We start from the raw sequence: 22,710 nt of genomic DNA, 5'->3' as shown, positions 1-22,710 counted from the left end.
GCCGCGGCGTCGCCGCCGGACGGACCGCGCCGATCGGACGACCGGCGCGCGGAGACGCCGACAGCACGGGCCCGACCCCGCGGATCGGTGCCTCCGGAATGACGGCGCCGGCATCCCGGAGGGTGCTCACAGCCTGCGGGACGTCCTCCGCGCGGAGTCCGTCGACGCTGAGGAGACCCCGATCGACCCGCACCGTCGCATCGCGTCGCGCAGCGAGCCGCCCGATCACGACGAGGAGCGCCGGCCCGACCTCGGTGCCGACCCGCACCTCCAGGACGGGAGCGACAGCGGTGCCCTGAACACGGACCTCGAAGGGGGCTCTCCCTCGATCGTCAGACCACTGGACGGCTTCCGACAGGGTGCGCTCCGGCAGCGCGAGCGCGAGGCGCCGCAGGCACGGGCCGCAATCGCGGATCCCCCCGGTCGCGTCGAGGGCCTGGGCGAACGTGCGGATCCCGCTGCTGCTCAGCTGCGCTGCCAGAGCCTCCACGGACGGTGCCAGAAGCTCGTGGCCGCAGGTTCCGGTGCCGTCCCCGACGGCCGCGTCGACCAGGAGCGCGCGCACCGCCTCCTGACGGACGACGGCATCGCGCCCGAGGCCCGCCAGCGTGACGTGCGCGTGCCTCCCGATCAACGTCGCGCCGTGCACGACGCGGCCATCCGCGGAGAGCAGCACCTCGCCGAACACGCGGTCACCGTCCGCGGGAAGCGGCACCCCGAAGGGCGCTCCGCCCTCGTCACCGTCCGTGAGGTGCAGGACGGCGATCTCGACGCCGCCGGGCGCCCCGCGCCACTCGCGTCCTGCGGCGTTCGCGACCGGATACCCGCACAGGGCTGCCGCCGCCCGATCCGCGGATACCTGCGCCGCCGCCCGTCCGCTCTCCCCCGGGCCCGCAGCGACATCGCCGATGGCGAGCACCCGCGGGTCGGCCGTCCTCCCGACGGCGTCCACGAGGACGCCGCCGTCCTCCCGTGTGGGCAGCCCGGCGTTCCGCGCCAGCTCATCCCGGGCGCGCGCCCCCACCGTGACGACGAGGTCGGCCCGGGTGAACGTCCCGTCCTGGAACTCCACGGCCGTCACCGCGCCCGTCGCGTCGGGGTCGACGCGGGTGACCCGCGTCCGCGACCGGACGGTGATGCCGCGGTCCTCGACGATCCCGCGGAGAGCGGCCGCGGCGGCCGTCCCGAGCTTCGCGGGAAGCAGACGGTCCGCGGTGTCCACGAGCGTCGTCTGCACCCCGGCGTCCTGCAGCGCGCACGCGGCGTCCACTCCGCCCTCGTCGCCGCCCACGACCACCGCACGGAGCGCACGCGGCATCTCGGTCGCGCGGACCGCGAGGAACGCACGCAGCCGGTGCGCGTCCTCCATCGTGCGCAAGGCGAACGAGCCGCGCGCGGCGATCCCCGGCACGTCCAGCCGATGCGCGTGGGTCCCGGTGGCGAGCACGAGGGTGTCGTAGTCGTACCAGCGCTGCGCGCGGGTGCGCACGCGGCGTCCTGCTCTGTCGATCCGCAGGACCCGGTCGTCGTCGATGAGTCGGACACGATCGTCGCGGAACGGCGCGCGGTCCAGATCCCCCGCCGAGGCCGGGGCTCCGCCGACGACGCGGGCCACGACGGAGCGGTCGTAGGGCAGGCGCCCCTCGTCCCCGAACACCGTGATCCGCACGGCGCGGTCCGGATCCTCCAGCATCCGCGCGACGAAGCGGTGCGCGGCCACCCCCGCCCCCACGACGACGATCTCCGCCGTACGTGCTGCGTTGACGTCCATGGAACTCCTGTCGACCTGGGGACTGTCGTGGTCGCGACGATAGGAGCGCCGTGTTACCCGGAGATGACGCGGAGTGTTTCCTGCGTCGAACGTTCTGCTCACGAAACGGTAACGTCCCACCCCGCGAGGCCCCGGGTCGTCGCCCACACCCCGCCTCGTTCGCGCACGAAGCGCGGGGTCTCGGCGGGAAGACGGGGTCTCGCGGATCAGAGAGGGCGTACTAGGCTGAGCCTCGTCCTTTCCGCCTCCCGCGGCGTGACCGCGCAAGGAGAATCACCGTGTCTGCCAACGAGCCCGCGAAGCCGACCCCGCCCGTTCCCACCCCGCCCGGAGTGCCGATGCCGCGGAAGGCGCCGTCTCCGGCCGCCGTCGCCCCGGCCGCGGCGAAGCCGACCCCGGTCTCGTCCGCCGGCGAATGGGGCCGCGTCTCCGAAGACGGCACCGTCGAGGTGCGCGAGGGCGAGTCCTGGCGCGTCGTCGGTCAGTACCCGGATGGGACCCCCGACGAGGCTCTGGCCTACTTCGTCCGCAAGTACGACGACATCGCCTTCAAGGTGGTCGCCCTGGAGCAGCGCCACCAGGCCGGCGGTGCCTCCGCGAGCGACCTGTCCAAGCAGGCCGCGCACCTGATCGACGAGGCCACGGATGCCGCGGCCGTCGGCGACCTTGCGGGCCTCCGTGACCGTCTCACCGCTCTGACTGCGTCGCTGTCCGAGGCCACCGCCCAGGAGGCGCAGCAGGCGAAGGAGCTCGTCGAGCAGGCCGTCGCCGAGCGCACCGCCCTCGTCGAGCGTGCCGAGGCCATCGCCGCCCGCGACCTGAGCAAGGTGCAGTGGAAGCAGGTCACCGCCGAGCTCAACGAGCTCTTCGAGTCCTGGCAGGCGCAGCAGCAGAACGGTCCGCGCCTGTCTAAGGGCGTCTCGCAGCAGCTCTGGAAGCGGTTCCGCGACGCGAGGGCCGTCGTCGACAAGCACCGCCGGGCGTTCTACTCCGAGCTCGACGATGCGCACAAGGCGGCGCGTGATGCGAAGTCGCGACTGGTCGAGCGCGCCGAGGCCCTGGCCCCGCGCGGCGTCGACGGCATCCCCGCATACCGCTCACTCCTCGACGAGTGGAAGACGGCCGGACGCGCCGGACGCAAGGCCGACGACGCCCTCTGGGCGCGTTTCAAGGCCGCCGGCGACGCGCTCTACGCCGCTCGTGCCGAGCAGGCCGCAGCGGAAGAAGCCGACTCCGCTCCGAAGATCGAAGCCCGCCAGGCGCTGCTCGAGCAGGCCAAGGCTGTCGCCGACGAGCCGAACATCAAGCGCGCCCGCGCCCTGCTCACGCGCATCCAGCGCGAGTGGGACGAGGTAGGCCGCATCTTCCCGCGCGACAAGGAGCGTGCGCTCGACGACAAGCTCCGCGTCATCGAGCAGGCGCTCAAGGCCCGCGAGGACGTCGACTGGAAGAAGAACAACCCGGAGACCAAGGCGCGTGCGAACGACATGAGCTCGCAGCTCCACGAGGCGATCGAGAAGCTGGAGGCGGAGCTCGCTGCCGCCGAGGCGTCGGGCGACAGCAAGGCCGCCAAGGAGGCCGCGGACGCCCTCGAGGCCCGTCGCGCCTGGCTCAACGCCCTGGGCGGCTGAGCTCTCCACAGATCCGCCGATCTCCGCACGAGCGGGGTGCAGGCCGCCACACTGGCGGGATGCACCCCGCTCTGCTGTATCTGCCCGGCGCGCGACTCAGCGTCTGTGAACTCAGCGCCGCCCGCCTCGACGGCCATGTCATCGAGGTCGGCGACGCCTACATCCCCGCAGATCTTCCCGAATCCGCCGATGTCCGCGCGAGCAGCATCGCCGCCCTGGTCCAGGAAGGCGCCGCCGCGTGCGGGCCGAGCGCCGCCTGGATACACGGCGCGGGCGATGCCCCGCCGTCGATCCATCACGTGCGTCGCTGTGTGGAGCGTCGTGTGCGCCCGCGGGTGCACACCCGCGTGTCCTTCCACGACACGATGGTTCCCGCGACAGACGTGCGCCGCCTCGGCGGGATCTTCGTGACGTCTCCCGTCCGCACGATGTGCGATCTCGCCACGACGCTGCACCGCGATCCGCGTGTGCTGTCCTGGATGCAGGCGCTTGCCCCTGCCCACCCCACGGCTCTCGAGGGTGCGATCCGGACCCTCCAGGGACGGCACCGGGTTCCCGGGAGCGTCAGCGGCCTCGCCGCGCTGGAGCGTCTGGTCAGGAGGAGGTGACGCGGTACACGTCGTAGACCGCGTCGATCCGGCGCACCGCGTTCAGGACCCGGTCGAGATGCACCGCGTCGCCCATCTCGAACACGAAACGGCTCAGCGCCAGGCGCTCGTCGGTCGTCGACACGGTCGCCGAGAGGATGTTCACGTGATGCTCGCTGAGCACCCGGGTGACGTCGGAGAGGAGACCCGAGCGGTCGAGCGCCTCCACCTGGATCTGCACCCTGAACACGCTCTTCTTCGTCGGCGCCCAGGAGACCTCCACGAAGCGGTCCTGCTCGCCGCTGAGGGCCTTCACGTTCACGCAATCCGCCCGGTGCACGGAGACGCCGCTCCCCCGCGTGACGAACCCGACGATGGGATCGCCGGGGACAGGCGTGCAGCACTTCGCCAGCTTCACCAGGATGTCGTTCGCGCCGCGCACGAGCACGCCGGAATCGCCACCGCGGGTCTCGCGGGTCTGGACGCTTCCCGGCAGGTCGATCGCCCCGGTGGTGGGCTCGTCGGTGGCGACGAGCGCGGTGACCTTCTCGAGCACCGACTGCGTCGAGACGTGCCCCTCGCCGACGGCAGCGTAGAGACCCGAGACGTCCTCGTAGTGCATCTGGTGGGCGACCTCGGTGAACGAGTCCTGGCTCATCAGCCGCTGCAGCGGCAGGTTCTGCCGGCGCATCGCGCGCGCGATGGCCTCCTTGCCCTGCTCGATGGCCTCTTCGCGGCGCTCCTTCGTGAACCAGCCGCGGATCTTGTTCCTGGCGCGCGTGCTCTTGACGAAGCCGAGCCAGTCCTGGCTGGGCCCCGCATCCGGGTTCTTGGACGTGAAGACCTCGACGACGTCGCCGCTCTTCAGCTCGGACTCCAGGGGAACCAGGCGTCCGTTGACCTTGGCGCCCATGGTGCGGTGCCCGATCTCGGTGTGCACGGCATAGGCGAAGTCGACCGGGGTGGCGCCGGCCGGGAGACCGATCACGCGTCCCTTCGGCGTGAAGACGTAGACCTCCTTGGCGCCGATCTCGAACCGCAGGGAGTCGAGGAACTCCCCGGGGTCTGCGGTCTCGGCCTGCCAGTCGGAGATGTGCGCGAGCCACGCCATGTCGGTGTCGGAGGCGCGAACCTCGGCCTTGCCGCCGCCGTTCATCCGCTCCTTGTACATCCAGTGCGCGGCGACGCCGTACTCCGCCTGGTGATGCATCTCGTGCGTGCGGATCTGGATCTCGACCGTGCGTCCGGCCGGGCCGATCACGGTCGTGTGCAGCGACTGATAGAGGTTGAACTTCGGGGTGGCGATGTAGTCCTTGAACCGGCCGGGCAGCGGCGTCCAGCGGGCGTGGATCGCCCCGAGCACGGCGTAGCAATCGCGCACGGACGAGACGAGGACCCGGATCCCGATCAGGTCGTAGATGTCGTCGAACTCGCGGCCGCGGATGACCATCTTCTGGTACACCGAGTACAGCTGCTTGGGCCGGCCGACGACCTTGCCGCGGATGCGCAGATCGCGGAGGTCCTCGTCGATCTCCTCGATGACCTGGCTCAGGTACTTCTCCCGCTGCGGGGTGCGCTGGGCGATGAGGCTGTGGATCTCGTTGTAGATCTTCGGGTGCAGGACGGCGAAGGAGAGGTCCTCGAGCTCCGACTTGATCGCCTGGATGCCGAGGCGGTTGGCCAGCGGCGCGTAGATCTCCAGCGTCTCCTTGGCCTTCTTCGCCGCCTTCTCCGGGGGGACGAAGCCCCAGGTGCGGGCGTTGTGCAGCCGGTCGGCGAGCTTGATGAGCAGCACGCGGATGTCCTTGGACATCGCGACGATCATCTTGCGGACGGTCTCGGCCTGGGCGCTCTCGCCGTACTTGACCTTGTCGAGCTTGGTCACGCCGTCGACGAGCATCGCGACCTCGTCGCCGAACTCGGCGGTGAGATCGGTGAGGGCGTAGCCGGTGTCCTCGACGGTGTCGTGCAGCAGCGCGGCGGCGATCGCCCGCGGCCCGAGTCCCAGCTCCGCGAGAATCTGGGCGACCGCGAGCGGGTGCGTGATGTACGGCTCGCCGCTCTGCCGCTTCTGTCCCTCGTGCTTCTCCTTCGCCACCGCATAGGCGCGCGAAATGACGGCGAAGTCGCCCTTGGGGTGGTTGGCCCTGACAGTGCGGATCAGATTGTCGAGATCGTTGATCCGGGACGCACGCGAGAAGATGCGGGGCACCAGCCGTCGCAGACTCGAACCCTGCGATGCCGTCTGCGGCTCCGCCATCCACTCACCTCCGAATCAGACAATCCTACGCGCGCTGAGCGGGGGTCGGCCCCGCGAAGGGGGCGTCAGGCTTCGACAGCCGCTTTGGCTCGCGCAGCGCGGATACGGGCGTCGCGCTCCTTGATCTGCGGCTCGTTCTCACGGAAGAGCGAGTACAGCGGCGCGGCCACGAACAGGGTCGAGTAGGTCGCCACGAGGATGCCAACGAAGATCGACAGCGAGATGTCGGTCAGCGTCTCCGCACCGAGCCAGAAGGCACCGATGAAGAGGATCGCGCCGACCGGTAGCGCGGCCACCACGGAGGTGTTGATCGAGCGGATGAGGGTCTGGTTCACCGCGAGGTTGACCGACTCCCCGAACAGCCGCGAGGTCTTCTCCCCGTCCTCCGTGGTGTTCTCTCTGATCTTGTCGAACACCACGGTGGTGTCGTACAGGGAGTACGCGAGGATCGTCAGGAAGCCGATGACGGCCGCCGGCGAGATCTCGAATCCGGCGAGGGCGTACACGCCGACCGTGATCACGAGCACGTCGAGCAGGCCGATGATCGCGGCCGCCGACATCTTCCATGTACGGAAGTAGATCGCAAGGATGAGGAAGGTCAGTGCGAGGAAGATCGCCAGGCCCCACAGGGATTGCCGGGTCACGCTCTCGCCCCAGGCCGGGCCGATGAACGAGGAGGCGACCGCATCCGGCTCGACGCCGTAGGCGTCGGCCAGGGCGCGTGCCACCTGCTGCGTCTCCGCCTCGGTCATCTGGTCGGTCTGCACCCGGACGTCCTGGTCGTTGACGATGACGACCTTGGTCGCGGCACCGGGAACGACGGACTGCACCGCTTCGGTCGCGGTGTCCTGATCCGTGGTGTCGGGCGCGGCGACGGTGAACTGCGAGCCGCCGGTGAACTCGATCGAGAACTGGATCGGGCGGAACAGCGGCACGAGGGCCGAGCCGACGACCAGAGCGATCGCGATGATGAACCAGAGGCGACGGCGCCCGACGAACGGGAAGGATGTCTTGCCCGTGTAGAGGTTGTTGCCGAACTCATTCATGGAAGGCATCAGTTGTCTCCCTCACTTCCGGCCGTGGTCTGTCTCTCGGCGGCGAGGGCCTCCGCCCGCTTGCGCTCGGCGATGGTCTGCCGGCGATCCGCCTCTCCGCGCGAACGCGCGTTCTTCGCCCCGCGCCCCGCGGAGGCCGTCGCGACCTCGCGGTACTGCGACCGGCTCCGGTAGACGGCACCCAGGGCCTCGGGGTCGAGACCGGAGAGCTTGTGCCCGCCGCCGAAGAACCGTGTACGAGCGAGCAGCTGCATGACCGGGTGGGTGAAGATCACGAAGATCAGCACATCGATCACGGTCGTGAGGCCCAGCGTGAACGCGAAGCCCTTCACCGTCGAGTCGGCGAGGATGTACAGCACCACGGCGGCCAGGACGTTGATCGACTTGGAGATGTAGATCGTCCGCTTCGCCCGACCCCAGCCGTCCTCGACGGCACCCGTGATCGACTTGCCGTCGCGCAGCTCATCGCGGATGCGCTCGAAGTAGACGATGAAGGAGTCGGCGGTGAAGCCGATCGACACGATCAGACCGGCGACGCCGGCCAGCGACAGCCGGAAGCCGATCCGCCACGCCAGGATGCAGATGACGATGTAGGTGAGCACCGCCATCACCGCGATCGACGCGATGATCACCGTCCCGAGCGCCCGGTACGACAGCAGTGAGTACACCGCCACGAGCGCGAGGCCGATGAGGCCCGCGATCAGACCGATCTGGAGCTGCTGGGTGCCGAGGGTCGCGGAGATCGTGTCCGAGCTCTGCACCTCGAAGCTGAGCGGGAGGGCTCCGAACTTGAGCTGGTCGGCCAGGGTCGTCGCGCTCTCCTGCGTGAAGCTGCCCGAGATGCTCGGGCGGCCGTCGAGGATGACGCCGTTCATGCGCGGCGCGCTGATGACCTCGCCGTCGAGCACGAAGGCGAACTGGTCGCGCGGCGACAGCCCGTCGATGCGGTTCTGGTTGAGCCGGGTGCTCACCTGGCCGAACGCGTCCGCGCCGTCGCCGTTCATGGTGAGCTGCACGATCCAGGCGCCGGAGCGCGGGTCGCGTCCCGCCGTCGCGTCGGTGATCGCGCGACCATCGAGCTCTGCCGGGCCGAGGATGAACTTGGCGGTGTCGTCGGGCGAGCAGGCGATCACCGGCTCGTCCTTCGGCGCCTTGGACGGGTCGTTGGACGGGTTGGCGCAGTCGTACGCCTGGAACTCCGCCGCGAGCTTGTCCGTGACCCACGACAGGTCGCTGGCGTCGGTGGGCTCGGCCGTGGGCTCGGCGTTCAGCGAGGGGTCAGGGCTCGGGTACGGGGTGGAGTTGCCGTCCTCTCCGACGAACTCCGTGCTCGCGGCCGTGGTGTAGAGCACCGGACGGAACTCGAGCTGGGCGCTGGACTGGATCCGCTGCCGCGTCTGCTCGTCCGCCTCACCGGGGATCTGGACGACGATGTTGCGTCCGCCCTCGGTGGTGATGTCGGCCTCGGCCACACCGGAGGCGTCGACGCGCTGGCGGATGATCGCAGCGGCCTGGTCGAGCTGCTCCTGCGTCGGCGCTGCTCCGTCCTCCGTCTCGGCACTCAGGATGATCTGGGTGCCGCCCTGCAGGTCGAGCGCGAGCTCGGGTGTCCACGAGCTCTGCTTGAAGACGTACACACCCAGCGCGTTGATGCCGAAGAGCACGCCCGTCACGAGGAGCAGGCCGAGGAGGACCCGCCAGGCGTGACGGACAGGAGAGGATGAAGCCACGTGTGTTCAGCTTTCTGGAAGGACGGTGATCCGGGAGGCCGCGACGGCCTTCGTCTTACTTGTCGTCGGCGTCCCGCTCGAGGCGGGCGCGGGTCTCCTCGGGCGTCTCGACAGCGGGGGCGGCGGTCTCGTCGACGCTGTGATCGTCCACGCCGTCGACGGGCGCGTCGACGATGGCGTCCTTGGGCTCCACGATGCGGAGGATCGCCTGGCTGTGCACCTCGATCACGGTGCCGGGCGCGATCTCCACCAGGGCCGGGGAGTCGAGGTCTTCGGCGTCGTACGCGACGATGGTGCCGTAGATGCCGCCCTGCAGCAGGACCTTGGCGCCGGGAACCGTCTTGGTCGCCTTCTCCTCCTGCTCGGCCTTCATCTGCCGGGTGCGCTTGCGCGTGTTGAAGATCATGAAGATCAGCAGGACGGCGAGGAGTCCGAAGAGGACAAATTCCATGGGCATGGGGATGGCGCCTTTCTCAGGTGCACGCACCAGCCTTTGGGCGCACAGCGGTATCGGGGAAGTCTTCAGCGATTATAGGTCATCCAACTTCAGCATCCCGTCCGGGTGCGCCACGCCGAGGTGGGCATACGCCTCCGGCGTCGCGACCCGCCCGCGGGGGGTGCGACCGAGGAAGCCGATCCGCACGAGATAGGGCTCGACCACGCTCTCCACCGTCTCCGGCTCCTCTCCCACCGCCACCGCGAGGGTGCTGAGGCCGACCGGTCCGCCGCGGAAGCGCCGCACCAGGGCGTCCAGCACCGCGCGGTCCAGTCGGTCCAGGCCGATCGCGTCGACGTCGTAGAGGTCCAGCGCGGCCTGGACGCCGCGCAGGGTCGCCGCACCCCCACCATGGACGAGCGCGTAGTCGCGGACGCGACGCAGCAGGCGGTTGGCGATGCGCGGGGTCCCGCGGGACCGTCGCGCGATCTCGGAGAGCGAGTCCGTCGGGAGGTCGACGCCGAGCACGGAGGCGGAGCGTCCGATGACCTGCTCGAGCTCGCCCTCGTCGTAGAACTCGAGGTGACCGGTGAAGCCGAAGCGGTCGCGGAGCGGATTGGGCAGCAGCCCGGAACGCGTGGTGGCGCCGACGAGCGTGAACGGGGAGAGCTCCAGCGGGATGCTGGTCGCCCCCGCGCCCTTGCCGACCATGATGTCGATCCGGTAGTCCTCCATCGCGAGGTACAGCATCTCCTCCGCCGACCGGGCCATGCGATGCATCTCGTCGATGAAGAGCACCTCGCCGGGCACGAGGCTCGACAGCAGCGCCGCGAGGTCGCCGGCGTGCTGGATCGCGGGGCCGCTGGACATGCGCAGCGGACGATCGCTCTCGTGGGCGACGATCATCGCCAGCGTGGTCTTGCCCAGGCCGGGGGGACCGGCGAGCAGGATGTGGTCTGCGGGCCGGGACTGGATGCGGGCCGCCTCCAGGAGGAGCTGCAGCTGCCCGCGCACCTTCTGCTGTCCGACGAACTCGCCGAGGCTCGACGGGCGGAGAGCGCCCTCGATGGCGAGTTCGGACTCGTCGGTCGGCTCGGTCGGATCGAGGGCGTCAGCCACGGCCCTGGCCTCCCTGCGCCGGGCCGAGCAGCGCGAGCGTGCGCCGCAGCAGCAGGGCCACGGAGGCTCGCTCGGCATCCGTGGCGTCCGTCGCCGTCTGGGTCGCCGCCTCCGCCGCGACCTTCTCGGACCACCCGAGGCCGACCAGAGCCACCGTCACCTGGGCGACGACATCGTCCCCTCCCGAGGCGGCGGGCGCCGACGGGGCGGCCACGGCCTGGACCTTGCCGGCGAGCTGCACGACGATGAGCTTCGCGGTCTTCGGTCCGATGCCGGAGACCCGCCGGAACGGTGCATCGTCCTCTGCGGTCACGGCCTCCGCGATCTGGTCGGCGGTGAGGTGCGACAGCACCCCGAGCGCCGACTTCGGGCCGACGCCGGTGACGCTGAGCAGCAGGGTGAAGATCTCCAGCTCGCCGCGGTCGGCGAAGCCGAACAGCGAGAGCGAGTCCTCCCGCACGATGAGGCTCGTGTGCAGGAGGAGCTTCTCCCCCACCGTCACGGTGTGGGCGACATCGGCGGGGACGGCGACCGCGAAGCCCACGCCCCCGACGTCGATGATGACCTGGTCCGGCGTCGTGTGCAGCACGGTGCCGTGTAGAGAGGAGATCATTCCGTCAGTCTAGGAGCCGGCTCGTAGATATGTTCGAGCGACACGCTCCGCGTCGGCCCAGGCACGCTGCGCGGGAGTGAGGCCACCACCCGTGCGGCTCGTCAACGGAGCGCCGCGTCGCCAGGCGTGACACAGCGCGATCGCCAGGGCGTCCGCCGCGTCCGCGGGCTGCGGAGGCGCGTCCAGCCGCAGGATCCGGGCGATCATCGCCTGGACCTGACGCTTGTCGGCGGACCCGTACCCGGTCACCGCGGCCTTCACCTCGCTGGGAGTGTGGGTCGCCGCCGGCAGGCCGGCCTCTGCGGCGATCAGCAGCGCGACCCCGCTCGCCTGCGCGGTGCCCATGACCGTGTGCGTGTTCTGCTGGGCGAACACCCGCTCGACCGCGACGGCATCGGGCCGGTGCTCGGCGATCGCCGCGCGGATCCCCGCAGCGACGATCGCGAGCCGGTCGCCGATCTCCGCATCCGGGGCGGAGCGGATGACTCCGACATGGACGAGCGTGCCACGACGAGCGCGATCGACGTCGACGATGCCCACACCGCACCGGGTGAGTCCGGGGTCGATGCCGAGCACGCGCAACGAAGTGGTCACCTGACCAGGCTAGGCCGCGCGCCGCGTCGCCGGCTCGCGCCGCGCCTACGCGTCGTCGTTCTCGAGCTCTGCCTGGACCTCGGGCGACAGATCGAAGTTGCTGAAGACGTTCTGCACGTCCTCGCTGTCCTCGAGCGCATCGATGAGGCGGAACACCTTGCGGGCGGTCTCGGCGTCGATCTCGACCTTGAGGTTCGGCACGAACTCGACGTCGGCCGACTCGTACTCGATCCCCGCGTCCTGCAGCGCGGAACGGACGGCCACGAGGTCGCTCGCCTCGGTGATGACCTCGAAGCCCTCGGCGTGCGGCTCGATCTCCTCGGCCCCGGCCTCCAGCGCCGCCATCATGACGTCGTCCTCGGTCGTGCCCTCGGAACCGACGACGATGACGCCCTTGCGGCTGAAGTTGTACGCCACGCTGCCCGGGTCGGCGAGGGTGCCGCCGTTGCGGCTGAGGGCGGTGCGCACCTCGGCCGCGGCGCGGTTCTTGTTGTCGGTCAGACACTCGATCATGAGGGCGACACCGTTGGGCCCGTAGCCCTCGTACATGATCGAGGTGTACTCGACGGCCTCACCGCCGATGCCGGCGCCGCGCTTGATGGCGCGATCGATGTTGTCCTTGGGGACCGAGGTCTTCTTCGCCTTGAGCACCGCGTCGAAGAGCGTCGGGTTGCCCTGCAGGTCGGCGCCGCCCAGCTTGGCCGCGACCTCGATGTTCTTGATGAGCTTGGCCCAGGACTTCGCACGGCGCGCGTCGATGACGGCCTTCTTGTGCTTGGTCGTGGCCCACTTGGAATGCCCGGACATAAGTCTCCGCTCGTCGTCTGCGCCCCGGAACGCCGCCCAGGGCGTCGTCCAGTCTATCGAACCGTGCCGCGGCACCGCTGTTGTCCCGCTCGCGCAGGCGTTCGCGCGAGTTCAGGCACCTGCGCGCGCACGCGCCTGTTCTCGCGCGCGGGCCTGAACCCACGACACCGTCAGCGGCGCGAGACCCGGTCGAGGAAGCGTCGGTGGAACCGCGTCTCGTTGGTGATCTCCGGGTGGAAGCTGAGTCCGAGCAGTCCGTCCTGCTCCACTCCGACCACGCGGCCGTCGGGCAGGGTCGCGAGTACCGAGGCCTGCGGCCCGACCGCCTCCACGACGGGTCCGCGGATGAAGGCGGCCGTCACCGGCTCGTCGAACGCGGGCACGGTCAGCTCGGCCTCGAACGATTCGGCCTGACGCCCGAACGCGTTGCGCCGCACGACCGCATCGAGTCCGCCGAAACTCTGCTGTCCGTCGATCGCGTCGACGACCTCATCGGCCAGCAGGATCAGCCCCGCGCAGGTGCCGAGCACCGGCATCCCGTCCGCGATCGCGTCGCGGATCGGCTGCTGCAACCCGAACAGCCGGGCGAGCTTGTCGATCACGGTCGATTCGCCGCCCGGGATCACGAGTCCGTCGACCAGGGCGAGCTCCTCGGGCCGACGGACCAGCGCCACGTCGGCGCCGAGCGCCTCGAGAAGCGCGGCATGCTCTCGCACGTCCCCCTGAAGCGCGAGGACGCCGACGCGCGGGCTACCAGCCACGCTCGGCGAGGCGGTGCGGCGCAGGCAGGTCGCTGACGTTGATGCCGACCATCGCCTCGCCCAGGCCGCGCGAGACCTCGGCGATCACCTTCGGGTCGTCGAAGAACGTGGTGGCCTTGACGATGGCCTTCGCCCGCTCCGCGGGGTTGCCGGACTTGAAGATGCCGGAGCCGACGAAGACGCCGTCGGCTCCGAGCTGCATCATCATCGCCGCGTCGGCCGGGGTCGCGACGCCACCGGCGACGAAGATCACCACGGGGAGCTTCCCGGTCTCGGCGATCTCCGCGACGAGCTCGTACGGTGCCTGCAGCTCCTTCGCGGCGACGAACAGCTCATCCTTCGGCAGCGCGGTCAGCGCCGCGATCTCTCCCCGGATCTTCCGGATGTGCTTCATCGCCTCGGAGACGTCACCCGTGCCGGCCTCACCCTTGGAGCGGATCATCGCGGCGCCCTCGTTGATGCGGCGCAGCGCCTCCCCCAGGTTCGTGGCGCCGCAGACGAACGGCACGGTGAAGCCGAACTTGTCGATGTGGTTCACGTAGTCGGCGGGCGAGAGCACCTCGGACTCGTCGATGTAGTCGACGCCGAGCTCCTGCAGCACCTGCGCCTCGACGAAGTGCCCGATCCGCGCCTTCGCCATGACGGGGATGGACACCGCGTCGATGATGCTGTCGATCATGTCCGGGTCACTCATCCGCGAGACCCCGCCCTGCGCACGGATATCCGCGGGGACGCGCTCCAGCGCCATCACGGCGACGGCACCGGCGTCTTCGGCGATCTTCGCCTGCCCGGCGGTGACGACGTCCATGATGACGCCGCCCTTGAGCATCTCGGCGAGACCGCGCTTCACGCGTGTGGATCCGGTGGTGGGCTGCTCGGTCATGGGGGTCTCCTGTCGGATGATCCGAAATCGGTTTTGATCTAGATCAAAGGTAGCACTGTCCGATCCACCTAGAATCTCGGAGGAGGATCATGAGCGAGCAGATCAGGGGAACCACCGCGGCGGAGATCGCGGACAGCGTGCGCGCCCTCCGGGATCGCGGCACGCTCCGTCCCGGCGAGGTCCTCCCTCCCGTGCGCGAGCTCGCGGCGACGCTCGGCGTCAACCGCAACACCGCCGTCGCCGCGTATCGCCAGCTCGCCCAAGCGGGACTCGTGCACTCGCGCGGGCGCGCGGGCACGGTCGTCGCCGGCGTCGACGTCGTGCCGCAGGAGGGCTACGCGCCGGACACCGTGCTCCGCGACATCGGCACCGGCAACCCTGACCCGGCGCGCATCCCCGACCCGTCGCAGGCGCTCGGCACGATCGGTCGTCGTCCCGTGCTCTACGGGGAGCCGGTGATCGACCGCGGTCTCGAAGCGTGGGCGCGGGAGTGGATGGGCGCCGACCTCCCCGGTCACGACTTCCGGGTCACCGTGACCAGCGGTGCGGTGGATGCCGTGGAACGTCTGCTCGCGCAGGCGCTCATGCGTGACGACGCCGTGGCGCTCGAGGACCCCTGCTTCCTCGCGAGCATCCACACCGTGCGGCTGGGCGGATACCGGGCCATCACGGTGCCGGTGGACGAGGAGGGGATGACCGTCGACGGTCTCCGCGCCGCTCTGGACGCGGGCGTCCGCGCCGTCATCTGCACCCCGCGCGCGCAGAATCCGACGGGGGTGAGCCTCTCCCCCGCCCGCGCCGAGGCGCTGCGGGGCGTGCTCGCCGACCACCCCTATGTGCTCGTCATCGAGGACGACCACTTCTCTCTGCTCTCCCAGCGTCCCTACGAATCGCTGATCGGACCCGAGCACCGGCGATTCGCCCTGGTCCGCTCGGTGTCGAAGTTCCTCGGCCCTGACATGTGCCTCGCGCTCGCGGCGACCGACCCGGAGACGGCGGAGCGCCTCGCGATGCGGCTCAGCCCCGGTACCACGTGGGTCAGTCACCTGCTGCAGCGCCTCACGCTCGCCCAGCTCACCGACCCCGACGTCCGCGAGGAGATCGCGGAGGCGGGCCGGCACTACGCCGCGCGGAACGCCGCGTTCGCGGGACGCCTGCGCGCGGAGGGGATCGACGCGCCCGACCCCGACGGCCTGAGCCTGTGGGTCGGATTCGAGAAGCCCGCGCGCACCGTCGCCGACCACCTCATGCGGCGCGGCTGGCTCGCGCGCACCGGTGACGACTTCGCGCTCGACGAGCGCGCCGAGCCCTCGCATCACCTCCGACTCACCGTGCACGACCTCTCCGAGGACGACACGGAGACCCTCATCGCCGACCTCGTCGCCGCCGGACGATGACCACCCGACGCGGGCACCGCCCCGCCAAGAATGAAAGGGACCGGGTATGAAGATCCTGTCCATCCAGTCCGCCGTCGCGTACGGTCACGTCGGCAACTCCGCCGCCGTCTTCCCGCTGCAGCGCATCGGCGTCGAGGTGCTGCCGGTCTACACCGTGACGTTCTCGAACCACACCGGCTACGGCGCCTGGCGCGGCCCGCTGATCGACCCGACCGATGTCGGCGAGGTCATCACCGGCATCGAGGAACGCGGCGTGTTCGGTTCCATCGACGCCGTGCTCAGCGGCTACCAGGGCAGCGAGGGCATCGGCGACGTCATCATCGACGCGGTCGCCCGGGTGAAGGCGGCCAACCCGGACGCGCTGTACGCGTGCGACCCGGTCATGGGCAACGCCAAGTCCGGCTGCTTCGTGGCTCCGGCCATCCCGATCCTGCTCCGCGAACGCGTGGTTCCCGTGGCCGACATCATCACGCCGAATCAGTTCGAACTGGGCTTCCTCACCGAGACCGAGCCCGACACCCTCGAGTCCACCCTCGCGTCGGTCGACCTCGCGCGGGCGATGGGGCCGCGCACGGTGCTCGTCACGAGCGTCGAGCGGCCGGACCGCGAAGAGGGCACGATCGAGATGCTCGCCGTGGACGACGCGGGCGCGTGGCTCGTGCAGACCCCGCACCTGCCGATGAAGGCCAATGGCTCCGGCGACGTGACGGCGGCGCTGTTCACCGCGCACTACGTCGCCACCGGCAGCGCGCAGACCGCTCTGGAGCGCACCGCCTCCAGCGTCTACGACCTGCTCCAGGCCACGCTCGACTCGGGCGAGCGCGAGCTGCAGCTCGTCGAGGCGCAGGAGTTCTACGCGAACCCGCGGATGCAGTTCACCGCCCGCCAGGTGCGCTGACGCCTCCTCGACCCTGGGACGCCGCCGCGACGACTCAGCGATCGACGGCGGGCCAGGCCTCCGCGACGGCCTCCCGCACCTCACCGAGGAGCTGCGGGAGCGCCTTCGTCTTGGCGATGATCGGGAAGAAGTTCGCGTCCGAGCGCCACCGCGGCACCACGTGCTGATGCAGATGCGCGTCCACGCCCGCTCCGGCCACCGCTCCCTGGTTCATCCCGAGGTTGAAGCCGTCGCAGCCCGAGACCTCGCGGAGCACGCGCATCGCGGTCTGCGTGAGCGCACCGATCTCCGCGACCTCCTCGGGCGTCGCCTGGTCGTAGGTGGCGATGTGCCGGTACGGGCACACGAGCAGGTGCCCCGAGTTGTACGGGAACAGGTTCAGCAGCACGTAGGCGGTCTCCCCACGCGCCACGATGAGCCGCTCGGCATCCGGGTACTTCGGCGCCTCGCAGAACGGGCATTCCTCGCGCAGTGGTTCCGGCCCGGCCTGGATGTACGCCATCCGATGCGGGGTCCACAGCCGCTGGAACTCGTCGGGCACCCCGACGAGACGGGAGGCGTCCTCGAGGTCCGCCTCACCGCCCGTCATGCGAGGTCACCCGCCTTCAACACCAGCGCGTGCGAGGCGATGGCGGCGCTGATACGGCGCACCGCGTCGGCCACCGGCACGCCGTTCTCCTGCGTGCCGTCGCGGAAGCGGAACGACACCGTGCCGGCGGCGCGGTCCTGCTCCCCCACGATGAGGATGACCGGGACCTTCGCCGTGGTGTGATTCCGGATCTTCTTCTGCATGCGGTCGTCGGAGTGGTCGACGTCGGCCCGCACGCCCGCCGCGCGCAGCTGCGCGATGACGTCGTCCAGGTAGTCGCCGTACTGCTCGGCCACCGGCACACCCACCACCTGGCTCGGCGCGAGCCAGAGCGGGAAGTCGCCGGCGTAGTGCTCGAGGAGGATCGCGAAGAAGCGCTCGACGGAGCCGAGGAGCGCCCGGTGGATCATCACAGGCCGGTGCTTCTGCCCGTCGGGACCGGTGTACTCCAGCTCGAAGCGGTCGGGCTGGTTGAAGTCGAGCTGGATCGTCGACATCTGCCACGTGCGGCCGATGGCGTCGCGGGCCTGCACCGAGATCTTCGGGCCGTAGAAGGCGGCGCCGCCCGGGTCGGCCACGAGCTCGAGACCGGACTCGATCGCGACCTCGCGCAGCGTGTCGATCGCCGTCGACCACTGCTCGGGCTCGCCGAGGAACTTCGGGTTGCCCTCTTCGTTCGTCGAGAGCTCGAGGTAGAAGTCGTTGAGGCCGTAGTCGCGGAGCAGGTCGAGGACGAGGTTCAGGTTGGTGGTGAGCTCCTCCTTGACCTGGTCCTGGGCGACGTAGATGTGCGCGTCGTCCTGGGTCAGGCCGCGCACCCGGGTCAGCCCCGAGAGCGTTCCGCTCTTCTCGTAGCGGTAGACCGTGCCGAACTCGGCCAGACGCAGCGGCAGCTCCCGGTAGGAGCGCCCGCGCGAACGGAAGATGAGGTTGTGGAACGGGCAGTTCATCGGCTTGAGGTAGTAGTCCTGGCCCTGGCGGGTGACGTTGCCCTCGTCGTCGACGACCTCGTCGAGGTGCATCGGGGGGAACATGCCGTCCGCGTAGGTCTGCAGGTGCCCCGACGTCATGAAGAGATCCTTCTTCGTGATGTGCGGGCTGTTGACGAGGTCGTAGCCGTTGCGCAGCAGGTGCTTGCGCAGGTTCTCCTCGATCTCGTAGCGGATGATGCCCCCCTTGGGGTGGAACACCGCCAGTCCCGAGCCGATCTCGTCCGGGAAGGAGAACAGGTCCATCTCGGCGCCGAGCTTGCGGTGGTCACGGCGCTCGGCCTCGGCGATGCGCTCCTGGTAGGCGCGCAGCTCGTCCTTCGTCGGCCATGCGGTGCCGTAGATGCGCTGGAGCTGCGGGTTCTTCTCGCTCCCTCGCCAGTACGCGGCGGCGATGCGGGTGAGGTCCCAGCCGTTGCCGATCATGCGCGTGTTGGGCAGGTGCGGACCGCGGCAGAGGTCCTTCCAGACGACCTCGCCGTCGCGGGTGGTGTTGTCGTAGATCGTGAGCTCGCCCTCGCCCACCTCGACGGAGGCCCCCTCGGCGATCTCGCCCTCGGAGCCCGCCGAAGGGCCCTTGAGCCCGATGAGCTCGAGCTTGAACGGCTCGTCCGCGAGCTCCGCACGAGCCTCCTCGTCGGTCACGACGCGACGGACGAAGCGCTGGCCCTCGCGGACGATGCGCTGCATCTCCTTGGAGATCGCCTTGATGTCCTCCGGCGTGAACGGGGTGTCGACGCCGAAGTCGTAGTAGAAGCCGTCGGTGATGGGCGGACCGATGCCGAGGTTGGCCTGCGGGTTGATCCGCTGCACCGCCTGCGCGAGCACATGCGCGGTCGAGTGACGCAGGATGTTCAGGCCGTCGGGGCTGTCGATCGTGACGGGCTCGACCTCGTCGGTCTCGGTGACCGTCGCAGCGAGGTCCTTGAGGACGCCGCCGACGCGCATGGCGACGACGTTTCGGTCAGAGAACAGGGCGAAGCCGTCGGTCGGCTGGGCGTTTTCAGGCACTGATCACTCCATCTGGGTCTGGATCTAGGCTACTCGTCCGCTCGCAGGTCGCCGACCGTCACGCGGCGGTCTCCGACAGCGAATCCGTCGCCACCGGCGCGAAGATGATGATCGCCGCCCCGGCCAGAGCCACGACGGAGCCGACGACGTCCCACGAGGTGGGGCGGAATCCGTCGATGATGACGCCCCAGGCGAGGGATCCGGCGATGAAGATCCCGCCGTACGCGGCGAGGACACGGCCGAAGTTCGCATCCGGCTGCAGAGCCGCGATGAACCCGTAGGCGCCGAGCGCCATGACCCCGAGGACCGCGAACAACCAGCCCCTCTCCTCCTTCACCGCCTGCCAGATGAGCCAGGCGCCGCCGATCTCGGCGATGGCGGCGAGGAGGAAGAGGACGGTGATGCGCAGCACGGTCATCGCCTCAGTGTGGCAGGCACGGCGTCCGACGGGGACGGTAGCGTGGGCGCATGACACGGACGATCGCCCGCTGGCTCCTCACTCTCGCCCTCGGCGCGATGGGCGTGCTGCACTTCACGCAGACACGCGGGTTCCGGGTCGTCGTGCCCGACTGGGCGACCCGCCTCACCCGGATGGACAAGGACGCGATCGTCCTGGCGTCCGGTGCGGCCGAGGTCGCGCTCGCCGCGGGTCTGGTGGCTCTGCCCCGCGAGCGCCGACGGATGGGAGTGGCGACGGCCGGTTTCTTCGCCGCGGTCTTCCCCGGCAACTGGCATCAGTGGCGCACCGGGCGATCGACGCCCGGGCTCGACACGGACCGGCGGCGGTTCGGCCGCCTGTTCCTGCAGCCTCTGCTGATCGCCTGGGCCCTGTGGGCGACCCGATGACCTCGCCCTCGATCGTCTGGTTCCGCGACGATCTCCGCCTGGCGGACAACCCCGCGCTGCGCGCCGCCGTCGAGCGCGACGAACCGATCATCGCGCTCTTCGTCCTCGACGAGGAGTCCCCCGGCGTCCGTCCGCTGGGCGGCGCGGCGCGCTGGTGGCTGCACCATTCGCTGGCCTCGCTCGCCGAGCGACTGCGTGAGAAGGGGGCGACGCTGGTGCTGCGGCGCGGGCCCGCCGACCGGGTCGTGCGAGAACTGATCACCGAGTCGGGTGCGGGAGCGGTCTTCTGGAACCGTCGCTACGGCGCCGCCGGGCGCGAGATCGACGCCGGGCTGAAGACGACGCTGCGCGACGAGGGGCTCCAGGTCGCGTCTTTCGCGGGGTCGCTCCTGCACGAGCCGTGGACGGTCACCACCGGGAGCGGCACGCACTATTCGGTCTTCACGCCGTTCTGGCGGGCCTGTCTGGCCCTTCCGGCGCCGCGCGCCCCGCTTCCCGAGCCTCGAGAGCTCCGCGGCGCCGGCAGGCGGCTCCCCTCCGACGCGCTGGACGACTGGGGATTGCTGCCCTCCGCCCCGGACTGGGCGGGCGGTCTGCGCGACACCTGGGAGCCCGGCGAGCCCGCCGCGCGCCGCCGGTTGCAGCACTTCCTCGCCGAAGACCTCCGCACGTACGACCACGCTCGCGACGCGCCGGCCGCCGGTGCCACCTCCCGGCTGTCTCCGCGTCTGCGCTGGGGCGAGCTCAGTCCGTTCACCGTGTGGCACGAGGCGATCGATGTCGACGGGGCCGGCGGATTCCTCTCGGAGCTCGGCTGGCGCGAGTTCGCCTGGCACACGCTGTTCCATTTCCCGGATCTCGCGACGAAGAACCTGCGGCGCGAGTTCGACGCGTTCCCGTGGCCTCCCCTGGACCCCGCGCGGCTGGAGCTCTGGCAGCACGGCGAGACCGGAGTCCCCCTCGTCGACGCGGGCATGCGCGAGCTCTGGCACACCGGGTACATGCACAACCGGGTGCGGATGGTCACGGCATCGTTCCTCGTCAAGAACCTCCTCATCGACTGGCGGCTCGGCGAGGAGTGGTTCTGGGACACGCTGGTGGACGCCGACGACGCGAGCAACCCGTTCAACTGGCAGTGGGTCGCGGGCTCCGGTGCCGACGCCGCCCCGTACTTCCGCGTGTTCAACCCGGAGCTGCAGGCCAGGAAGTTCGACAGCGAGGGGCGGTACATCAGCCGCTGGGCTGCGGACGCCCCCGCCGAGCCGATCGTCGACCTCGGTGAGACCCGGAAGGCAGCGCTCGCCGCCTACGACGTCGTCAAGCGCTCCGGAGCACCGCGGAGCTGACGCACGACTCCCGCCCGTCACGATCTCCGGCGCATGGCAGACTGGTGCCCGTGAGCCCGTCCCGCAAGCCCGCCGTCGTGCGGGGCTTCGCGACCTCGTCGCTCGCGATCTTCGTGGCCCTGGCGGGTCATGTGAGCGGCGGCGGCGAGATGCCGGGCCCCTTGGGGATCCTCGTGCCCTGGCTGTTCGCCTTCATGGTGAGCGTGCTCCTCGCCGGGCGGACGCTCTCCCTCACCCGGCTCACCCTCTCCGTGGCCGTGAGCCAGTTCCTCTTCCACGTGCTCTTCGTGGTCGGCACGGTCACCCCGTCCGGCGCGGCGATCCGTCACGTGCACGGCGCTCCGCTCGTGCTCCCCGCCGCCGAAGGCTCCGCGGTCGTCGCGACCGCGGATGCCGCGATGTGGCTCGGGCATGCCCTCGCCGCGATCGTCACCGTGGCCGCGCTCCACCGCGGGGAGCGGCTGCTCCTCACCCTGCGCGACCTCGCCGTCCGATTGATCCGCTGGGTGCGTCGGCGTGCGGACGTGACGCTCGCCCCGCGCTCCGCCGCTTCTCCGTTCCGCCTGGCCGGTCTCTTCGTCGTCCGGACGGCCCGCCGCCTCCGTCTCCTCACCCCGCTCCTCGGACGCGCCCCGCCCGCTCTCCCCGCGCTCTGATCCGCGCCCGCGGCCTCCGACCGCGCGGTGCGTCCTCGCGCTGTCCCCGGTGACGCGCGCACGAACGCAGGTACCCCGTCGCTCGGCGACGTTCGAAGAGAGGCTCTTCCCATGTCCCCTGTCCGCAGATTCGCGGCCGGGGCGGTGCTGGCGGCTGTCGCGATCCTCGCGACGGCGGTGCCGGCGACCGCCCATGACCAACTCATCGAGAGCAACCCCGCCGACGGGGAACGGCTCGACACCGCGCCTGTCAGCGTCACGATGACGTTCTCGGGCGAACTCCTCGTCCTCGACGAGTCGACCGCCGGGGCTGTCGTCCTCGTCGTCGACGCGGAGGGCGAGGACTGGGCGACGGGCGAGGTGGAGGTGCGCGGACGGAACGTCACCGCTGCCCTCCTGCCCGACATGCCGGAGGGCGGGTACCAGGTGCGTTGGCAGGTCGTCTCCGAGGACGGACATCCGATCGCGGGGGTCATCCCCTTCGCGATCGGCGACGCCGTCCCGCTGGAGTCGACGGGGAATCCGGAGCCGACCTCCTCCGCCACGGACGACTCATCGACCGCATCGGATCAGAACGCAGACGAGACGGGCGACCCGATCCGGGTCCTGCTCGTCGGCGGGGCGGGAGCGGCACTCGCCGTCGCCGCCTTCGCCGTCCTCCTCATCCTCCGCCGCCGTCGCGCGGCCGCCGTGTCGCCGGAATCCGGCGACACGGCAGAGAACTCCTGAAA

At 70.4% G+C, this 22,710-nt stretch carries 22 protein-coding genes; 8 read left to right on the top strand and 14 right to left on the bottom strand.

The genetic code is table 11. From position 1 onward, the window contains the following. A partial coding sequence (locus DW296_RS08745) for an NAD(P)/FAD-dependent oxidoreductase (protein WP_168429001.1) occupies positions 1 to 1,771 on the bottom strand: 1,771 nt, incomplete at its 3' end. 278 nt (positions 1,772 to 2,049) lie between these two features. Between DW296_RS08745 and DW296_RS08740 the strand changes: the two genes are divergently transcribed. Beyond that, positions 2,050 to 3,402 carry a DUF349 domain-containing protein gene (locus DW296_RS08740; RefSeq protein ID WP_240743041.1) on the top strand — a complete coding sequence of 451 codons (1,353 nt, stop codon included), beginning with the start codon at positions 2,050 to 2,052 and terminating at the stop codon, positions 3,400 to 3,402. Between the two features lie 59 nt (positions 3,403 to 3,461). Continuing rightward, entirely contained in the window at positions 3,462 to 4,010 is a 549-nt protein-coding gene (locus DW296_RS08735) for a type IV toxin-antitoxin system AbiEi family antitoxin (protein WP_136051903.1), read from the top strand. Here DW296_RS08735 and DW296_RS08730 read toward each other — a convergent pair. From DW296_RS08730 to pdxS, 10 genes are all read right to left on the bottom strand, one after another. Then, positions 3,997 to 6,249 carry a RelA/SpoT family protein gene (locus DW296_RS08730; protein WP_025103521.1) on the bottom strand — a complete coding sequence of 751 codons (2,253 nt, stop codon included), beginning with the start codon at positions 6,247 to 6,249 and terminating at the stop codon, positions 3,997 to 3,999. The genes DW296_RS08735 and DW296_RS08730 overlap by 14 nt on opposite strands. Positions 6,250 to 6,314: 65 nt before the next feature. Next, positions 6,315 to 7,304, bottom strand: a complete 990-nt coding sequence (gene secF / locus DW296_RS08725) for a protein translocase subunit SecF (protein WP_136051902.1) — start codon at positions 7,302 to 7,304, stop codon at positions 6,315 to 6,317. Further along, a complete protein-coding gene (gene secD, locus DW296_RS08720; RefSeq protein WP_136051901.1) occupies positions 7,304 to 9,034 on the bottom strand; it encodes a protein translocase subunit SecD in 1,731 nt (576 codons plus the stop codon). The genes secF and secD overlap by 1 nt, the downstream gene beginning before the upstream one ends. 55 nt (positions 9,035 to 9,089) lie before the next feature. Beyond that, positions 9,090 to 9,491 (bottom strand): preprotein translocase subunit YajC, encoded by a 402-nt coding sequence (locus tag DW296_RS08715; protein WP_308195758.1) that lies wholly within the window; start codon positions 9,489 to 9,491, stop codon positions 9,090 to 9,092. Positions 9,492 to 9,563: 72 nt separating this feature from the next. Then, positions 9,564 to 10,589 carry a Holliday junction branch migration DNA helicase RuvB gene (gene ruvB, locus DW296_RS08710; protein ID WP_136051900.1) on the bottom strand — a complete coding sequence of 342 codons (1,026 nt, stop codon included), beginning with the start codon at positions 10,587 to 10,589 and terminating at the stop codon, positions 9,564 to 9,566. After that, positions 10,582 to 11,202: a Holliday junction branch migration protein RuvA gene (gene ruvA / locus DW296_RS08705; protein ID WP_136051899.1), complete on the bottom strand. Its 621-nt coding sequence runs from the start codon at positions 11,200 to 11,202 to the stop codon at positions 10,582 to 10,584. Before ruvA ends, ruvB begins: the two co-directional genes overlap by 8 nt. A 9-nt stretch (positions 11,203 to 11,211) precedes the next feature. Then, a complete protein-coding gene (gene ruvC, locus DW296_RS08700) occupies positions 11,212 to 11,796 on the bottom strand; it encodes a crossover junction endodeoxyribonuclease RuvC (RefSeq protein ID WP_136051898.1) in 585 nt (194 codons plus the stop codon). A gap of 45 nt (positions 11,797 to 11,841) precedes the next feature. Continuing rightward, positions 11,842 to 12,603 carry a YebC/PmpR family DNA-binding transcriptional regulator gene (locus DW296_RS08695; RefSeq protein WP_025103528.1) on the bottom strand — a complete coding sequence of 254 codons (762 nt, stop codon included), beginning with the start codon at positions 12,601 to 12,603 and terminating at the stop codon, positions 11,842 to 11,844. A gap of 170 nt (positions 12,604 to 12,773) precedes the next feature. Continuing rightward, positions 12,774 to 13,364 (bottom strand): pyridoxal 5'-phosphate synthase glutaminase subunit PdxT, encoded by a 591-nt coding sequence (pdxT, locus tag DW296_RS08690; RefSeq protein ID WP_126893146.1) that lies wholly within the window; start codon positions 13,362 to 13,364, stop codon positions 12,774 to 12,776. Beyond that, positions 13,354 to 14,247, bottom strand: a complete 894-nt coding sequence (gene pdxS / locus DW296_RS08685) for a pyridoxal 5'-phosphate synthase lyase subunit PdxS (RefSeq protein ID WP_136051897.1) — start codon at positions 14,245 to 14,247, stop codon at positions 13,354 to 13,356. The genes pdxT and pdxS overlap by 11 nt, the downstream gene beginning before the upstream one ends. Before the next feature lie 89 nt (positions 14,248 to 14,336). Between pdxS and DW296_RS08680 the strand changes: the two genes are divergently transcribed. Both DW296_RS08680 and pdxY read left to right on the top strand, forming a co-directional pair. Next, positions 14,337 to 15,644 (top strand): aminotransferase class I/II-fold pyridoxal phosphate-dependent enzyme, encoded by a 1,308-nt coding sequence (locus DW296_RS08680; protein WP_025103531.1) that lies wholly within the window; start codon positions 14,337 to 14,339, stop codon positions 15,642 to 15,644. Positions 15,645 to 15,690: 46 nt separating this feature from the next. Beyond that, positions 15,691 to 16,542, top strand: a complete 852-nt coding sequence (gene pdxY / locus DW296_RS08675) for a pyridoxal kinase PdxY (protein ID WP_136051896.1) — start codon at positions 15,691 to 15,693, stop codon at positions 16,540 to 16,542. 34 nt (positions 16,543 to 16,576) lie between these two features. On the opposite strand, the gene DW296_RS08670 is transcribed toward pdxY, so the two are convergent. The 3 genes from DW296_RS08670 to DW296_RS08660 all read right to left on the bottom strand — a co-directional run bounded on the left by DW296_RS08670 (position 16,577) and on the right by DW296_RS08660 (position 19,549). Next, entirely contained in the window at positions 16,577 to 17,131 is a 555-nt protein-coding gene (locus DW296_RS08670; protein WP_136051895.1) for an HIT family protein, read from the bottom strand. After that, positions 17,128 to 19,068, bottom strand: coding sequence for a threonine--tRNA ligase (gene thrS / locus DW296_RS08665; RefSeq protein WP_240743042.1), 1,941 nt, complete (start codon positions 19,066 to 19,068; stop codon positions 17,128 to 17,130). The genes DW296_RS08670 and thrS overlap by 4 nt, the downstream gene beginning before the upstream one ends. 121 nt (positions 19,069 to 19,189) lie before the next feature. Next, positions 19,190 to 19,549 carry a YnfA family protein gene (locus DW296_RS08660; protein WP_136051893.1) on the bottom strand — a complete coding sequence of 120 codons (360 nt, stop codon included), beginning with the start codon at positions 19,547 to 19,549 and terminating at the stop codon, positions 19,190 to 19,192. Positions 19,550 to 19,599: 50 nt separating this feature from the next. Here DW296_RS08660 and DW296_RS08655 point away from each other — a divergent pair, with 50 nt between their 5' ends. The 4 genes from DW296_RS08655 (at position 19,600) to DW296_RS08640 (ending at position 22,708) form a co-directional block, all read left to right on the top strand. Then, complete coding sequence (locus DW296_RS08655; protein WP_136051892.1) at positions 19,600 to 19,977, top strand: DoxX family protein; 378 nt, start codon at positions 19,600 to 19,602, stop codon at positions 19,975 to 19,977. Continuing rightward, positions 19,974 to 21,323, top strand: a complete 1,350-nt coding sequence (locus tag DW296_RS08650) for a cryptochrome/photolyase family protein (RefSeq protein ID WP_136051891.1) — start codon at positions 19,974 to 19,976, stop codon at positions 21,321 to 21,323. Before DW296_RS08655 ends, DW296_RS08650 begins: the two co-directional genes overlap by 4 nt. 50 nt (positions 21,324 to 21,373) lie before the next feature. Next, positions 21,374 to 21,979 carry a hypothetical protein gene (locus DW296_RS08645; protein WP_136051890.1) on the top strand — a complete coding sequence of 202 codons (606 nt, stop codon included), beginning with the start codon at positions 21,374 to 21,376 and terminating at the stop codon, positions 21,977 to 21,979. A gap of 111 nt (positions 21,980 to 22,090) precedes the next feature. After that, positions 22,091 to 22,708 (top strand): copper resistance CopC family protein, encoded by a 618-nt coding sequence (locus DW296_RS08640; protein WP_240743040.1) that lies wholly within the window; start codon positions 22,091 to 22,093, stop codon positions 22,706 to 22,708. The last annotated feature ends 2 nt before the right edge of the window (positions 22,709 to 22,710 follow it).

This window comes from Microbacterium sp. K36 (genome assembly GCF_004794355.1).
GTDB classification, from domain to species: Bacteria; Actinomycetota; Actinomycetes; order Actinomycetales; family Microbacteriaceae; genus Microbacterium; species Microbacterium paraoxydans_D.
Note: the sequence above shows the minus strand (reverse complement) of the source record. Positions and strands in the feature narration are given on the sequence as shown.

Excerpts from the sequence above, each read along its gene's own strand:
- DW296_RS08715 (WP_308195758.1), bottom strand. The coding sequence starts at position 9,491 with ATGCCCATGGAATTTGTCCTCTTCGGACTCCTCGCCGTCCTGCTGATC.
- pdxY (WP_136051896.1), top strand. The coding sequence starts at position 15,691 with ATGAAGATCCTGTCCATCCAGTCCGCCGTCGCGTACGGTCACGTCGGC.
- DW296_RS08695 (WP_025103528.1), bottom strand. The coding sequence starts at position 12,603 with ATGTCCGGGCATTCCAAGTGGGCCACGACCAAGCACAAGAAGGCCGTC.
- pdxS (WP_136051897.1), bottom strand. The coding sequence starts at position 14,247 with ATGACCGAGCAGCCCACCACCGGATCCACACGCGTGAAGCGCGGTCTC.
- DW296_RS08640 (WP_240743040.1), top strand. The coding sequence starts at position 22,091 with ATGTCCCCTGTCCGCAGATTCGCGGCCGGGGCGGTGCTGGCGGCTGTC.
- thrS (WP_240743042.1), bottom strand. The coding sequence starts at position 19,068 with ATGCGCGTCGGCGGCGTCCTCAAGGACCTCGCTGCGACGGTCACCGAG.
- DW296_RS08670 (WP_136051895.1), bottom strand. The coding sequence starts at position 17,131 with ATGACGGGCGGTGAGGCGGACCTCGAGGACGCCTCCCGTCTCGTCGGG.
- ruvA (WP_136051899.1), bottom strand. The coding sequence starts at position 11,202 with ATGATCTCCTCTCTACACGGCACCGTGCTGCACACGACGCCGGACCAG.
- DW296_RS08660 (WP_136051893.1), bottom strand. The coding sequence starts at position 19,549 with ATGACCGTGCTGCGCATCACCGTCCTCTTCCTCCTCGCCGCCATCGCC.
- DW296_RS08650 (WP_136051891.1), top strand. The coding sequence starts at position 19,974 with ATGACCTCGCCCTCGATCGTCTGGTTCCGCGACGATCTCCGCCTGGCG.
- secF (WP_136051902.1), bottom strand. The coding sequence starts at position 7,304 with ATGCCTTCCATGAATGAGTTCGGCAACAACCTCTACACGGGCAAGACA.
- DW296_RS08655 (WP_136051892.1), top strand. The coding sequence starts at position 19,600 with ATGACACGGACGATCGCCCGCTGGCTCCTCACTCTCGCCCTCGGCGCG.
- DW296_RS08730 (WP_025103521.1), bottom strand. The coding sequence starts at position 6,249 with ATGGCGGAGCCGCAGACGGCATCGCAGGGTTCGAGTCTGCGACGGCTG.
- DW296_RS08735 (WP_136051903.1), top strand. The coding sequence starts at position 3,462 with ATGCACCCCGCTCTGCTGTATCTGCCCGGCGCGCGACTCAGCGTCTGT.
- DW296_RS08680 (WP_025103531.1), top strand. The coding sequence starts at position 14,337 with ATGAGCGAGCAGATCAGGGGAACCACCGCGGCGGAGATCGCGGACAGC.